The organism is Bacteroides clarus (assembly GCF_015555825.1).
In the GTDB taxonomy this organism is placed as follows: Bacteria; Bacteroidota; Bacteroidia; order Bacteroidales; family Bacteroidaceae; genus Bacteroides; species Bacteroides clarus.
This window is the reverse complement of sequence record NZ_JADNLF010000006.1, coordinates 1-15158: the sequence shown is the minus strand read 5'-3', so window position 1 is coordinate 15158 and position 15158 is coordinate 1. Positions and strand designations below refer to the sequence as shown.

Below are 15158 nucleotides of genomic sequence, written 5' to 3'. Positions count from 1 at the left end.
GCGCAGTTTTTTAACAGCCAACAAAGTTAAGTCTTTTTTGCGGAAAGCAAACAAAAAAAGAAAAATTAATAACGAGAATAGTAAAGTAGGGAAAGAAAGTGACAAGGTGAATACCTTATCACCCTATCACATTTCCACCTCTTCCCTTACCAGGGTATAAAGAAGCTGTTCGGGTTGGGAAGAAGACTCTTTCATGCCCTCTACTCTCCGGCAAACTTGAAAAGCGTTTTCTTCGCTGTGTTGCATAAAGCGGCGGATGGCGGTCAGTGCGGCATTACGCACATGGTAAGAACCCGACAGGAATGCTGATATTGCCTGGTCAAGGAATTCATTCTCCACGCGTTCATTCATATCCCCTTTTTTCATCAACAGGCGGGCAATGGTAAGAAAACCGCAAACCTGCGTATATTCATCTTCAGCCGCAATCCAATGGAAAGACTTGGCAGGAGCATACGGAAGATACTGAAAAAGGTTCATACAGGTAAGTTCCGCAATCTCGATGTTCCTGATATTCTCCACCCATATATCCGCAATCTCAGGCAAGAAACTGTCGACCGGCTGGAGCAATCCCGCCAGTATTTTACATTCACGGATATCCTCTTTCCAAAGAGCCTGCGCCAAGGCATGGTCTTTTTCGTAAGCGGCGGCAATACTTTTGATACGGGGCAGTTCCACGCCGAAGTTGAGTTTGTAAACCAACCCCTTCTCCCGCATACTTTGAGATACAGCTCCATTCATGGAGAGACGGAGCTGCGTTTTTATTTCTTTGAGTTGTTCTTTTAGTTCCATAAAATGAGAGTTCTGTAAAATGAAAGTCCTGCTCATCACGTAAGGCTGAAAGCCCTTTATCTTCAAACCCGGGGTAACCACCCCGGGAAGATGCATATGATTAGCATTACACCCTGTAAGGGCAAAAGATTCACGTGCAAGGCTCTTGCCCTTACAGGGCGTAAAAAGACAGAGGCTTTTTTACACCCGGGGAGTTACCCCGGGATATATGTTCCAAGCCTTTCAGGCTTTAGACCGAAAAATTCGGTACCTCTGTATCTTTGTACCTCTTAGCTTCTGCGTCTCTGTATCCATTTAATTGTTTACCGAAGGCAATACCGAATAATCCTTGCCATAACGCAGCATCTGTTCGGCATAACCCTCATCGTAAGTCACTGTCACATCGGTTATATTGCCGTCAGCATCCGTCACAGCCTCATACTTCGGATTGATAAAGCCTTTATACGGAGCCAGGTTCAGCTTCTTATAGCGTTCCAATACTTCCGCATGCAGTTCAGGGTCTACCTTTACGGCATAAGCCTCTACCAGCTTATGGGCTGCTTCATAGTCACCCGTAGACTTGATACGTTGTATTTCGGCAAGTAACTCGCCAAACAGTTCGCGTACTTTTCCGTAATCGTTAATTACGACATAAGTCTTTCCGTCTTTCTTCACCAATTCCACCACTTTATCGGCAGCGCCCTTTTCATATACCCAACGGGCGATGAGCTGACGGTTACGCATGTGAGCCTCTTCCACATTATTACCCGGTTCGATACGCACGAGCTGCGTCATCAATCCGTTCATCAGGTAAGTATAATACTGAGCCTTATAAGCATCCGCATTCGGAGTCAATCCCAGTTCAACCAATTTCGGATCGGCCACATAATAAAGTCCGAACAAGTCGGCACGCGCCTCCTCAATAGTCGAGCCGTAAGCTTTCAACGCGTCGGGGTCTACACCCGGAAGCAGCTTACCTGAGCCATGTCCCAAACATTCGTGCAGGTCGGTATGCAGTTCATCGGTGGTATCGGCATATTTATCTATCAGCTGCAACTCGGTATCACTATACACAAACTCTTCATTGAAGCCGTTGCCATGAGCCGCCTTATTGTAGGCATCCGTAATATTACCAATCGTGACGGATTTGGAACCATGATGGCTACGAATCCAGTTGGCATTGGGCAGGTTGATGCCGATAGCCGTTGCCGGATAAAGGTCGCCCGCCAGAATAGCGGCGGTGATAACCTTGGCGGAAACACCTTTCACTTTTTCTTTCTTGAACTGCTTTTCCACCGGAGAATGGTCTTCGAACCATTGCGCATTGCTACTGATAATCTCCGTACGACGGGTAGCTTCCAAATCCTTGAAATTCACCAAAGACTCCCAACTTGCCTTCATCCCCAACGGGTCTCCGTAGCTTTCGGTAAATCCGTTTACGAAGTCGATGCGGGAATCCAAGTCTTTCACCCAAAGGATGGCATAATCGTCAAAGGTCTTCAGGTCTCCTGTTTCATAGAACTCTATTAGTTTGGCTATAACCGCTTTCTGTTCAGGATTCTCGGCAACGCCTTCCGCTTTCTTCAACCAATATACTATCTTTTCGATGGCCTGACCGTACAAGCCCCCCACTTTCCACACTTTCTCCTGAATCTTGCCGTTCTCTTTCACCAGGCGGCTGTTCAACCCGTAAGAAACCGGTGTTTCATCTTTAGGATCTTTCATCGCGTTGTAAAAAGCCTCGGCTTCCTTCTGCGTCACTCCGTCATAATAATTACATGCCGAAGTCAGCACCAAATCCTCACCGGCAGCCTGGTTCACACGCTTCGGCATTACCTGAGGGTCGAAGATAACGGGAGCGATTTCTTCATAAAGTTGTTCCACCGTCTGTCCTTCCGCCAGCGGAAGCGTGGATGCATCTACGCTCAAAAGGGCTTGTTTGAAGAATTCGGGAGTAAAGCCCGGCACAAACTTCTCGCTGCCATAATGATGATGAATACCGTTGGAGAACCATACCCGTTTCAGATACACTTCCATGGCCTTGAAATCTGCCGCAGTCTTGTCACCGGTATAGCCCGTATAGACAGCCTCCAGCATCCGGCGGATCCTGAGGTTATACTTCCCGTTCTGGTCAAACAAGATGTCACGTCCCTGCAAAGCGGCTTCCGTGAGGTAATAAACTAATTCTTTCTGTTTGAGAGACAAGCTCTCAAATTCCGGTACGCGGTAGCGTAAAATCTGTAAGTCTGCAAACTGTTCCACTGTGTAATCAAATTTTTCTGCCTCGGCAGTCGTTTTCGGTGCTCCGCCGCAAGCTGTCAGCAAAGACATGGCGGCCACCGCGGTAATTAGTTGTTTTTTCATGTGTGTCGGGAAGAAATAGTTAGTATTAAAATGACAAAAGGAAGTATTCCGGAGCAAACGTCTCAGAATATTTCCTTTTATAAATTCAGCTTCACTGCATTATTTGCTTTTCACCGCATTTTTCTTACGATAACCGTTAGGAGTTTCTCCTACATTCTTGTAAAACGCAGCATAAAAAGACTGACGATTAGCGAAACCAACCATCGTGCTGATTTCTTCTACATTTTTGTCAGCATATCTCTTATCTGTCAATAAATGCAAAGCATCTTTCACTCTGTATTCATTCAACAAACATGAGTAGTTCATGCCAAAGCGAGAGTTTACAACCGCCGACAAATAGCGGGTATTGGTTTGTAACTCTTTTGCCAAATCTTTTGCAGAATAATTGGGGTCTCTGTACTTCTTCTGCACGACAATGATATTCAGTATCCTGTCATACAGCTCGTCTGCCAGTTCCGGGCGTATCAAGGAACGGTAGGCGGCCTTCTTTTCTTTTTTTTCGCGCAGGTTGTAGGGACGCTTCTTTGTAGCCTCCTCCTGTGCTTTTTTTTCTAAATCACTCATTGAATTAACTGGTTAGGGTTGTTTAAAAATGGAAATCCAAAGGAGTTTCCCTTAGATTACACAAAAGTCTAACATTTTTTTTTAATACGCAACTTTTCCCGCACATATTTTTAATATATAAACAACGAAAAAGGTTGAAAAGAAGCGGAGTACGCTCAATAATAAGATTATTTAACTTTACTGTCAATTTCACAAGTTATTTAATTGAGTTACACTTCCTTTTGCGTTTTATGCAAGAATTAATGTAACTTTGCCCCCGAAAAAGATACCGGCACCGCTTATGCTACAAACGCTTAAAACATACTTCGGATACGACAGTTTCCGCCCCTTGCAAGAAGAGATTATCCGTCACATTCTGGATGGAAACGACGCACTTGTGTTAATGCCCACCGGCGGTGGAAAATCAATATGCTACCAGCTTCCTGCCCTACTGCGCGAAGGAACCGCCGTAGTGGTCTCACCGCTCATCTCGCTGATGAAAGACCAGGTAGAAGCGTTGTGCGCCAACGGCATCAGTGCCGGTGCGCTGAACAGCAGCAATGACGAAACGGAGAATGCCGCCCTTCGCCGTGCCTGCACGGAGGGCAAACTGAAACTGCTATACATCTCTCCCGAAAAGCTGCTTGCAGAGGCCAACTATCTCCTGCGGGATATGCACATCTCACTTTTCGCCATCGACGAGGCGCATTGCATTTCGCAATGGGGGCATGATTTCCGTCCGGAATATACACAAATGGGGATTCTGCACCGGCAGTTTCCGCAGGTGCCCATCATCGCCCTGACCGCCACCGCCGACAAAATCACGCGCGAAGATATCATCAGGCAACTCCATCTGAACCACCCCCGGATATTCATTTCCTCTTTCGACCGCCCCAACCTGAGCCTCACCGTAAAGCGGGGCTACCGGCAGAAGGAAAAATCCAAGACAATTCTTGACTTCATAGCCCGTCATCCCGGAGAAAGCGGCATCATCTATTGCATGAGTCGAAGCAAGACGGAGTCCGTGGCGCAAATGCTCCAAAAGCAAGGCATCCGCACCGCCGTCTACCACGCCGGCCTCTCCCCCGCCCGCAGGGACGAAGCGCAAGATGATTTCATCAATGACCGTGTGCAAGTGGTATGCGCCACCATTGCTTTCGGCATGGGTATAGACAAGAGCAACGTACGATGGGTTATTCATTATAATTTACCAAAGAGTATCGAGAGTTTCTATCAGGAAATCGGACGTGCCGGAAGAGACGGGCTGCCAAGCGACACATTACTGTTTTACTCGCTGGCTGACTTGATTTTACTGACCAAATTCGCCACCGACAGCGGGCAAGAAGGCATTAACTTAGAGAAACTGCAACGCATGCAGCAATACGCCGAATCCGACATCTGCCGGCGCCGCATATTGTTAAGCTATTTCGGAGAGACGGCAGACCATGATTGCGGCAATTGCGATGTCTGCAAGAACCCGCCGGAACGCTTCGACGGAACTATTATCGTACAGAAAGCCTTAAGCGCCATTGCCCGTACGGAACAGCAAATAAGCACGGGCGTTTTAGTGGATATTCTAAGAGGAACCATGTCTCCCGAAGTCGTGAGCAAAGGCTATCAGCAACTGAAAACATTTGCCGCCGGACGTGAAGTTCCGGCCCGCGACTGGCATGATTATTTATTACAAATGCTGCAGCTCGGCTACTTTGAAATCGCCTACAACGAAAACAATCATCTGAAAATAACCTCCACAGGAAGCGATGTTCTTTTCGGTAGAGCCACCGCCCGATTAGTAGTAATACGCCGGGAAGAAACGAACGAAACCAAGCAGGGAAGAAAACGCAAGGTGCCCGCTCCCGGCAAAGAGCTGCCTTTGGGACTTCCCGATACGGAGAACGAGGCTCTCTTTGAAGCGTTGCGCAAGTTGAGAAAACGTCTTGCGGACGAAGAAGCCTTGCCCGCATACATCGTCCTGTCCGACAAAGTGCTTCACCTGCTCAGTACCTCACGCCCCGCCACCATTGAGGAATTCGGCAACATCAGCGGCATCGGAGAATACAAAAAGAAGAAATACGGAAAAGAATTCGTTGCCCTAATACGTAAGTTTAGCGATTAGCGTTTAGTGATTAGTGATTAAGTTGTGATGCTATAAACTGTTAACAGCTAACCGCTAATCACTAATCGTTAATCACTAATCACTAAACGCTCCCCCTATTTCCTCGTCTGTTGCAGCAGGTCACGCAAATCGGCTTGCGGCACTCCTAATGATACAGCCTTCTCAAAATCGCGTTTGGCTAAGTCTTTTTTCTTTTGGGCGAGGTAGATTTCACCGCGCATCAGGTATATTTCCGGTTGCGAGCTATCCAGTCTTATTGCCTCTTCCAGGTCTACCAAGGCCATATCCATGTGGTTCAAGTCTTTCTCTACTCCGGCACGAGCTACATACAGCATGGCATATTGGGAAGAAGACAACTGAGAAGTTTCTCCCGTGGTTGCAATCATATTGTTCAAGACGCTCAGCGCTTCTTCGTATTTCCCCTCTTTCTGTTCCAAAGTGGCCAAACCGAGGCGACCGTTATAGCTGGCTGAATTCACTTTCAACAAGCGTTCATAATCAGCCTTTGCCATTTTATACTCACGCTGCTGCATATAAATATAAGCGCGCATCAGCAAAGCTTCCTCATTGTTCTTCTCTAAATCCAACACCAGAGAATAATCGGCCTGCGCCAGATTATTACGCCCCAGTTCCATATAAACAGCCGCACGGTTCAGCAAGATAGGAACTGCGCGCGGAGCGATATTCAAGGCAAAGTTATAAGACTCCAAAGCCTGCTCGTACTGCCTTTGACGACGCTGTATCGTACCGAGATTGGAAAACAGAAGGGCATTGTGAGGATTTGCCGGTTCCAGCTTTAAGGCTTGGCGGATATACTCTTCCGCTTGCGGCAAACTATCCTGTTCAGTGTAAGTTATGGCACGGTCGCAAAGTTCCTGATAGGTCTGCGAAAATACAGGCATACCGCCTGCCAATAAACACACAACGAGAAAAATCAGCTTCTTCATACTTATGATTCTATATTTATAAGATAAGTAAACAAGCAAGTGTTGATACAAACCGAATTTCAACATTTACTTAAACCGGTTCCAACCGCCGGTATCGGAGATACCAAGCATTGGTACGAAGAATACCAACCGCTGGTACAGACAATACCAAGCCTTGGTACAAGCAATACCAGCCGGTGGTACGAAAGGTACCAAGCGTTGGAACGGGAGTTTCTCCCCGGCATTTATTCCAAAGGATAAGTGTCAAAAGCGAACAACTCCGTCGAGAGATACCTCTCCCCCGTATCAGGCAACAAGGTAACTATCATCTTGTTTGCAAATTCGGGACGTTTTGCCAATAAACGGGCTGCATAAACAGCCGCGCCGGAAGATATTCCCGCCAACAGTCCCTCGGTAGACGCCAGCTCGCGTCCGGCACGAATGGCTTCATCGTCCGGCACAGGAATCACCTCATCCACTACCGAAGCGTCATAAAGAGCCGGAATAAAGTTTGCCCCGATGCCCTGTATACGGTGCGGCGCATCCTCTCCCCCCTCAAGCACGGGAGACGACGCAGGCTCGACAGCCACGATATAAACATTCGGATTATGCTTCTTCAACGTGCGGGCTACACCGCAAATCGTACCGCCCGTACCTACTCCCGCCACAAACACGTCCACCTGTCCGTCCGTGTCCGTCCAGATTTCCTCTCCCGTAGTAAGCTCATGTATCCGGGCGTTGGAAGGATTCTCAAACTGTTGCAGAATTACGGCTCCGGGAATCTTATCCCTCAGTTCCTGCGCCTTGGCGATAGAGCCCGCCATACCCGCCAACCCGTCCGTCAGCACGATTTCCGCTCCGAGGGCTTTCAACAGGTTACGGCGTTCGATGCTCATAGTTTCGGGCATGGTCAGTATCAGATGATAACCTTTGATGGTAGCTACCATTGCCAGTCCCACCCCCGTATTGCCGCTGGTAGGTTCTATAATAGTGGCGCCGGGCTTCAACGCTCCGCGCGCTTCGGCATCCTCAATCATTGCCAACCCTACGCGGTCTTTTACACTGCCTGCCGGATTAAACGACTCCAGTTTGGCAACTATATCCCGTTGCAGTCCGTACTTCCCGCTGTATCCGGCCAACTTCATCAACGGTGTGCCGCCGATAAGTTCCGTCAAGTTCTTTGCTATTTTTGCCATAATCATTACTTATAAAACGAGGAGATACATCAAAAGTAAAATCATTATCACAGATAAATGTATCATACTTTTGAGGCATCTCCTCGCAAAGGTAGGAAAAAAACGTTTGTCCCTTTCTTTCCTTAATAAAGATTAGTGTTTGATGTAGTCCGCAATCCACGCGCCTACTTCTTTCGTGCCGTATTTGTCGCCGCCTTCCACCTGAATTTCCGGGGTACGGACGTTGGCGTCGAGAGAAGCGTCCACCGCCTTGCGGATAAGCGCGCCTTCTTCTTTCAGGTCGAAGTACTCAAATAACATGGCTACGGAAAGAATCTGCGCCAGCGGATTGGCAATGTTCAAGCCCTTAGCCTGCGGCCATGAACCGTGAATAGGCTCGAATACCGGGGTACTTTCGCCGGTGGAAGCGGAAGGAAGCAGGCCCATGGAGCCGCTGATGCAAGAGCCTTCATCGGTCAGAATATCGCCGAAGGTATTCTCCGTCACCATCACATCGAAGAACTTCGGTTCCTGAATCATACGCATGGCGGCGTTGTCCACATACATATAGTCGGTGGTGACTTCCGGATAGTTCGGAGCCATTTCCTGGGCAATCTGCCTCCACAGACGCGAAGAGGCAAGCACATTCGCCTTGTCCACCACCGTAAGGTGCTTGTTGCGCTTCATGGCATACTCAAAGCCTACTTTCAGGATGCGTTCAATCTCCGGACGGGTGTACATATTGGTGTCGTAAGCCTTGTCGTTGTCCTGGTATTTCTCGCCGAAGTACATACCGCCCGTCAGTTCGCGGATACAGAGAAAATCAGCTCCGTCCACCAATTCTGCACGAAGCGGAGACTTGTGCAAGAGGCACTTAAAGGTCTGCACGGGACGGATGTTGGCAAACAATCCTAACTTCTTGCGCATAGCCAGCAACCCTTGTTCCGGGCGTACCTTTGCGGTGGGGTCATTGTCGAATTTCGGGTCGCCTACTGCCGAGAACAACACTGCATCGGCATTCTTGCAAGCCTGATAGGTAGCTTCGGGAAACGGGTCTCCCACTTTGTCGATGGCGTCCGCACCGCAGACAGCATACTCATAGTTCACTTTGTGACCGAACTTCTCGCAAACGGCGGTCATTACGTCCACACCTACTGCGGATATTTCGGGGCCGATACCGTCACCGGCCAATACTGCAATTTTAAAATCCATAATTATTTATTTCTTTTTCAATTCATTTTCTATTTTATCTTTCATCACCTTATTCTGCGGCGAATACGGTCACCCGTCACAAATATCTTATTTATCGTATTCTCCCTCGATGATATTGAGCATCTTCACCGTGGCCTTGATGGCGGCTTCCGTCTGGTCGGCATCCAGTCCGCGGGTGCGGAACACCTTGTCTTCAAACGTCCAGGTGATTACCGTCTGCACAAAAGCGTCGGTACGTCCGCCGGGGGGAATAGTCACCGCATAATTCGTCAGCATCGGGAATTTGCGCCCCAAAGTCACCTTGTATATTTTGCGCAACGCACGCACAAAGGCATCGTACTGACCGTCACCGCTGGAACTCTCCTCATACTCCTTGCCGTTGATTTCTATTTTCAACGTAGCCATTGGCTTCAGCCCGTAGGCAAGGTTCACGATGTAGCTTTTCAGGTTTACACGCTCGTCCACAATTCCGTGCTTCAAGACGTCGGAAACGATGTACGGCAAATCTTCCTGCGTCACCAGTTCCTTTTTATCGCCCAGTTCGATGATGCGTTCGGTAACCTTGCGCATGGAGTCCTCGTCCAAGTCCAGTCCCAGGTCTTCCAGATTCTTGCGGATATTCGCCTTGCCGCTGTTCTTGCCCAAGGCATACTCCCGCTTGCGGCCGAAACGTTCGGGCAAGAGGTCGTTGCAGTATAAGTTACTCTTATTATCTCCGTCGGCATGCACGCCCGCCACCTGCGTAAACACGTTTTCTCCCACAATCGGCTTGTTGGCAGGGATAACGATGCCCGAATAAGACTCTACCACACGGCTCACATCATTGAGACGGCTCTCGTCGATATTGGTGATAGCGCTGAAATGGTCTTTCAAGATGGCCTGCACGCTGGCAAGAGGGGCATTCCCGGCACGCTCGCCCAAACCGTTAATGGTGGTGTGCAAGCCCTTGCAGCCACTCAACACGGCGGCCAGCACGTTGCTCACCGCAAGGTCGTAATCATTGTGCGCATGGAAGTCGAAATGCGCGTGCGGATAGCGTTTCACCATTTTCCGCATGAATTCAATGACTTGCAGCGGGTTCAGCACACCCAATGTATCGGGCAGCATATACCGCTTTATATTGGTCTGAATCAATGCGTCCATCAACTGAAAGACGTATTCGGGCGAGTCTTTCATGCCGTTGCTCCAGTCTTCCAGGTAGATGTTCACTTCCATGTCCTGCACATTCGCGTAGTTCACCACTGCCAGAATATCCTCGATATGCTCTTCGGGCGATTTCTTCAACTGGCAGGAGCAGTGCTTCAAGGAGCCTTTGCACAACAGGTTGATGACGCGGCAACCGGTAGCGTGTATCCAGTCCACCGACGTATGCCCGTCTACGAAGCCGAGCACTTCCACTCTCGGCAACATATTGCGGCGGGCCGCCCAGTCGCATATCATTTTCACCGCATCAAACTCTCCTTCGGACACCCGCGCGGAAGCGACTTCCACCCGGTCTACTTTCAGGTCTTCAAGCAACAAACGGGCTATCATCAGCTTCTCATGGGGCACGAAAGATACTCCGCTGGTCTGTTCGCCGTCGCGGAGCGTGGTGTCCATGATTTCTATTTTCGGATGATTATGCTTCATGTTTCTTCTCCCAGGATTCTATCTTATCTTTATTCTCCACAAGGAAATCTATATCGTCCAAACCGTTCATCAGGCAATGTTTCTTGTAGGCATTGATTTCAAAATGCTCGCTTTTGCCTGTCGCCTTGTTGGTGATGGTCTGTTCGGGCAGGTTCACTTCCACTTCCGTCTTGGGGTCGGCAAAAACCGAATCGAAAAGTTCCTTCAGAAACGGTTCGCTCACCACTACGGGAAGCACGAAATTATTCAGTTCGTTATTCTTATGGATATCCGCAAAAAAGCTGCTTACCACCACACGGAAACCATAGTCGGCAATGGCCCAGGCTGCGTGCTCGCGGCTGCTTCCCGAACCGAAGTTCTTGCCGGCTACAAGGATTTGTCCGCCGTAAGTAGGGTCATTCAGTACGAAAGATTCTATTTTATTGCCTTGCTTGTCATACCGCCAATCGCGAAACAGGTTCTCGCCAAAGCCTTCTTTGGTAGTGGCTTTCAGGAAACGAGCAGGGATTATCTGGTCGGTATCTACATTCTCTAACGGAAGAGGTACGCAAGTACTGTTGATGATATTGAATTTCTGTTTCATTGTTTCTTCATTCTTCGTTCTTCATTCTTCATTTAACAACTCTCTCGGGTCTGTAATCACCCCTGTCACCGCAGCCGCGGCAGCCACCAGCGGACTGGCAAGCAAAGTGCGTGCGCCCGGCCCCTGACGTCCTTCAAAGTTACGGTTACTGGTGGACACCGCATACTTTCCGGCAGGCACTTTATCATCATTCATCGCCAGGCAAGCCGAACATCCCGGCTGACGGATAGCAAACCCCGCCTCTTCCAGCACCTTGTCCAACCCTTCTTCACGTATCTGCGCATCTACCATCCACGAACCGGGAACCAGCCATGCCACGACATCCGCCGCTTTCTTACGGCCTTTCACGATAGAGGCAAATGCACGGAAGTCCTCGATACGGCCGTTGGTACAAGCACCCAGGAACACATAATCTATCTTTTTGCCCAGCAATGGTTCACCCGGCCGGAAACCCATATAGTCCATAGACTTCATAAAAGACGTTTTGGCAGCCTCGCCCATCCCCTCGGTAGCGGGAATATGCTGCGTAATGCCCATGCCCATGCCCGGATTGGTTCCGTAGGTAATCATCGGCTCGATATCAGCGGCATCAAAGCGTACTTCCTTATCGAATACCGCATCCGCATCGCTTTTCAGCGTCTTCCAATATGCCAGCGCCTTATCCCACTCTTCACCTTTCGGGGCGTATTCACGTCCTTTGATATACTCGAAAGTCGTTTCATCCGGGGCAACCATACCGCCGCGCGCGCCCATCTCTATACTGAGGTTGCACAGAGTGAGGCGTCCTTCCATGGACAGACTGCGCACAGCCTCTCCGGCATACTCCACAAAGTAGCCCGTAGCACCGCTGGTAGTCATTTTAGACATCATATAGAGCGCCACATCTTTGGCTGTCACCCCCTTACCCAGTTTACCGTCTACCGTAATGCGCATCGTTTTGGGACGGGTTTGAAGAATACATTGCGAAGCCATCACCATTTCCACTTCACTCGTACCGATACCGAAAGCCACCGCACCCATTGCGCCATGGGTAGAAGTATGCGAGTCGCCGCATACGATTGTCATGCCCGGCAAGGTCAGTCCGCGTTCCGGACCTACCACATGGATAATGCCGTTCTTCTTGTCCATCATGCCGAAATGCTCCAGCCCGAAGTCTTCCGCGTTCCTGGCAAGCGTATCCACCTGCGTCTTCGAAACAGGGTCTTCAATAGGCTTGTCCTGATCGTGCGTCGGCGTATTATGGTCGGGCATACAGAATATCTTTTCCGGACGGAAACACTTAATCCCTCTTGCACGCAATCCGGCAAAAGCCTGCGGACTGGTTACTTCATGGCAATAAAGCCTGTCTATGTAAAGCTGTGTAGGGCCGTCTTCAACCTTCTGCACAACGTGAGCATCCCAAATTTTATCAAATAATGTGTTCATCGGAAACGAGTTGTAATTTACAGTTTATGAATTATGATTTATGTATTTATAAAGTATGTATAAGATACGGATTTTACATCTTGAATTTATTGATACAGTCTATATACGCTTCCACCGATGCGGCTATAATGTCCGTATTGGCGCCGAAGCCATAGTAGATACAGTTATCATATTCCACCTGCATATGTACCTTACCCATATCATCACTGCCTTTGCTGATGGCCTGAATCGTAAACTCTTTCAACGTCATGTGGCGGTCTATTATCTTCTTCAAAGCCTTGATCGCGGCATCTACCGGACCGTTTCCGCTGGCAGCCGCCTCGAACTTCTCACCCGAAATGTTCAATCCCAGGCTGGCAACGGAACGAACACCTACACCGCTTGTCACCTGCAAGTATTCCAGCTTGATACGATGATTCTGAGCACGATCCGCACCTGCCAGTACCAAAATATCATCATCGTTAATGTCCTTCTTCTTATCGGCAAGTTTCAGGAATTCCTCGTAAATCTTATCCAGCTTCTGCTGATCCAAAGACACGCCCAACACCTGCAAACGGTTCTTCAAAGCGGCACGTCCGCTGCGGGCGGTCAGTACGATGGAGTTATCGTCGATACCCACATCATGCGGATCGATAATCTCATAAGTCTGCACATTCTTCAATACGCCGTCCTGATGAATACCCGATGAATGGGCAAAGGCATTGCGGCCTACGATCGCCTTGTTAGGCTGCACCGGCATATTCATCAAGCTCGATACCATACGGCTGGTAGGATAAATTTTCTGCGTATTGATGTTGGTTTCAATGTTGATATCCTTATGGCATTTAATAATCATCGCCACTTCTTCGAGCGAAGTATTTCCGGCACGTTCACCGATACCATTGATAGTAACTTCCACCTGACGGGCTCCATTCAGCACACCTGCCATTGTGTTGGCGGTAGCCATACCCAAATCATTGTGGCAATGGGTAGAAATGATAGCATTATGAATGCCGTCCACATGTTCCATCAGATACTTTATCTTCGCCCCATACTCGGCAGGCAGACAGTATCCTGTGGTATCGGGAATATTAACCACCGTAGCACCCGCCTTGATAACAGCTTCCACCACACGTGCCAGATATTCGTTATCCGTGCGTCCGGCATCTTCGGCATAGAACTCAACATCCTCTACATAACGGCGGGCATACTTCACGGCCGCTACCGCACGCTCAATAATCTCCTCGCGATTGGAATTGAATTTATATTTGATGTGCGAGTCGGAAGTTCCGATACCCGTATGAATACGCTTATGCTTGGCAAATTGCAGGGCTTCCGCTGCAACATCGATATCTTTCTGTACGGCACGTGTCAAGGCGCAAATCGTAGGCCACGTCACTGCTTTGGAAATTTCAATCACCGAATTAAAATCACCCGGACTTGAAATAGGAAATCCCGCTTCAATTACATCCACACCCAGTGCTTCCAGTTGCTTGGCTACCTGAATCTTTTCCACTGTATTCAACTGGCATCCCGGAACCTGCTCACCATCGCGGAGCGTTGTGTCGAAAATAAATAATTTATCACTCATCGCTTTATTATATTTATAAATTCATATTCCATAAAAAAAGCCTTTCGCACAGGGAAGTGAGAAAGGCTTTAGTATATTGTTATATCTTACATATATTTATGCACAGCACTCACTTCCACTAAACTTTGCCAGTAGAATAATAATACCACACAGTAGAATATATGTAAAGTTCTGAATCATCTTATCTTTTTTGTTTTAACGATGCAAAGGTATAGATTATTTCGTACCGTACAAACAAATTCGTAACTTTTTTATTAGAAATAATATCATTTTATAAGTTAACATTCATTTATCACTCTAATATATCACAAAAAAGGCGCACCTTCAAGGCACGCCTTTTCCTTATGTTTCAGTTCAATACAAGTCCTGAATTACTTCTTTTCGCAAGGTTTGTCACACTTGGCGCTATCGCAAGCAGCTTTCGGACAAACAGCAGAATCAGCCTGGCAGCAAGCCTTTGCAGAATCACATACTTGTTCGGTTTGTGCAGCGCAGCAAGAATCCGCTCCGGTTGCATTGGCATCAGCCTTTTTGTTACCACATGATGTTACGGCGAAAGAAAATGCTACTGCCATAGCAGCGAATAAAACTTTAGTTTTCATACTTCAATTTGCTTTAAATATTAATTAAAAAATCAGTTCGCCGGCAAATATACGGAAAACAGCTCAATTTTCCAAAACAGGATACAGCTCACCCGATTCCGATCGGTAATATCCTTCTGAAAACAATAAAGCCCCCGTATCCTTCTATCGATACGGGGGCTTCTCTAAAAAAAAACGGCGACTACCTACTCTCCCACTGTTACGCAGTACCATCGGCGTGACTGAGCTTAACTTCTCTGTTCGGA

13 protein-coding genes are annotated in these 15158 nt (G+C 48.2%); 2 read left to right on the top strand and 11 right to left on the bottom strand.

Annotated elements, in window-relative coordinates; all coding sequences use genetic code 11:
- Window positions 1-126 precede the first annotated feature (126 nt).
- The 3 genes from I2F54_RS08065 to I2F54_RS08055 form a co-directional block, all read right to left on the bottom strand.
- The gene (locus I2F54_RS08065) at window positions 127-789 is read right to left on the bottom strand and encodes a DNA alkylation repair protein (RefSeq protein ID WP_009121252.1); all 663 of its coding nucleotides are present in this window, start codon (window positions 787-789) and stop codon (window positions 127-129) included.
- A gap of 294 nt (window positions 790-1083) precedes the next feature.
- Window positions 1084-3132, bottom strand: a complete 2049-nt coding sequence (locus I2F54_RS08060) for a dipeptidyl-peptidase 3 family protein (RefSeq protein WP_195500929.1) — start codon at window positions 3130-3132, stop codon at window positions 1084-1086.
- A 99-nt stretch (window positions 3133-3231) separates the two neighbouring features.
- On the bottom strand, window positions 3232-3696 hold the full coding sequence (locus I2F54_RS08055) for a helix-turn-helix domain-containing protein (RefSeq protein ID WP_009121250.1): 465 nt from the start codon (window positions 3694-3696) through the stop codon (window positions 3232-3234).
- A gap of 280 nt (window positions 3697-3976) precedes the next feature.
- Here I2F54_RS08055 and recQ point away from each other — a divergent pair, with 280 nt between their 5' ends.
- Window positions 3977-5791, top strand: coding sequence for a DNA helicase RecQ (recQ, locus tag I2F54_RS08050; RefSeq protein WP_195500928.1), 1815 nt, complete (start codon window positions 3977-3979; stop codon window positions 5789-5791).
- Window positions 5792-5886: 95 nt separating this feature from the next.
- Here the strand turns inward: recQ and I2F54_RS08045 are convergent, their stop codons facing one another.
- Window positions 5887-6738 carry a tetratricopeptide repeat protein gene (locus I2F54_RS08045; protein ID WP_195500927.1) on the bottom strand — a complete coding sequence of 284 codons (852 nt, stop codon included), beginning with the start codon at window positions 6736-6738 and terminating at the stop codon, window positions 5887-5889.
- Window positions 6739-6780: 42 nt separating this feature from the next.
- Between I2F54_RS08045 and I2F54_RS08040 the strand changes: the two genes are divergently transcribed.
- The gene (locus I2F54_RS08040; RefSeq protein WP_195501027.1) at window positions 6781-6978 is read left to right on the top strand and encodes a hypothetical protein; all 198 of its coding nucleotides are present in this window, start codon (window positions 6781-6783) and stop codon (window positions 6976-6978) included.
- Here I2F54_RS08040 and cysK read toward each other — a convergent pair.
- The 7 genes from cysK to I2F54_RS08005 all read right to left on the bottom strand — a co-directional run bounded on the left by cysK (window position 6963) and on the right by I2F54_RS08005 (window position 14913).
- Window positions 6963-7913 carry a cysteine synthase A gene (gene cysK / locus I2F54_RS08035; RefSeq protein WP_039950533.1) on the bottom strand — a complete coding sequence of 317 codons (951 nt, stop codon included), beginning with the start codon at window positions 7911-7913 and terminating at the stop codon, window positions 6963-6965. The genes I2F54_RS08040 and cysK overlap by 16 nt on opposite strands.
- A 132-nt stretch (window positions 7914-8045) precedes the next feature.
- The gene (leuB, locus tag I2F54_RS08030; RefSeq protein WP_009121244.1) at window positions 8046-9104 is read right to left on the bottom strand and encodes a 3-isopropylmalate dehydrogenase; all 1059 of its coding nucleotides are present in this window, start codon (window positions 9102-9104) and stop codon (window positions 8046-8048) included.
- Between the two features lie 87 nt (window positions 9105-9191).
- Complete coding sequence (locus I2F54_RS08025) at window positions 9192-10733, bottom strand: alpha-isopropylmalate synthase regulatory domain-containing protein (RefSeq protein ID WP_009121243.1); 1542 nt, start codon at window positions 10731-10733, stop codon at window positions 9192-9194.
- Window positions 10723-11316, bottom strand: a complete 594-nt coding sequence (gene leuD, locus I2F54_RS08020) for a 3-isopropylmalate dehydratase small subunit (protein WP_009121242.1) — start codon at window positions 11314-11316, stop codon at window positions 10723-10725. Before leuD ends, I2F54_RS08025 begins: the two co-directional genes overlap by 11 nt.
- 21 nt (window positions 11317-11337) lie before the next feature.
- On the bottom strand, window positions 11338-12741 hold the full coding sequence (leuC, locus tag I2F54_RS08015) for a 3-isopropylmalate dehydratase large subunit (protein WP_009121241.1): 1404 nt from the start codon (window positions 12739-12741) through the stop codon (window positions 11338-11340).
- Window positions 12742-12814: 73 nt separating this feature from the next.
- The gene (locus I2F54_RS08010; protein WP_009121240.1) at window positions 12815-14311 is read right to left on the bottom strand and encodes a 2-isopropylmalate synthase; all 1497 of its coding nucleotides are present in this window, start codon (window positions 14309-14311) and stop codon (window positions 12815-12817) included.
- 371 nt (window positions 14312-14682) lie between these two features.
- The gene (locus tag I2F54_RS08005; RefSeq protein WP_009121239.1) at window positions 14683-14913 is read right to left on the bottom strand and encodes a hypothetical protein; all 231 of its coding nucleotides are present in this window, start codon (window positions 14911-14913) and stop codon (window positions 14683-14685) included.
- Window positions 14914-15158 lie beyond the last annotated feature (245 nt).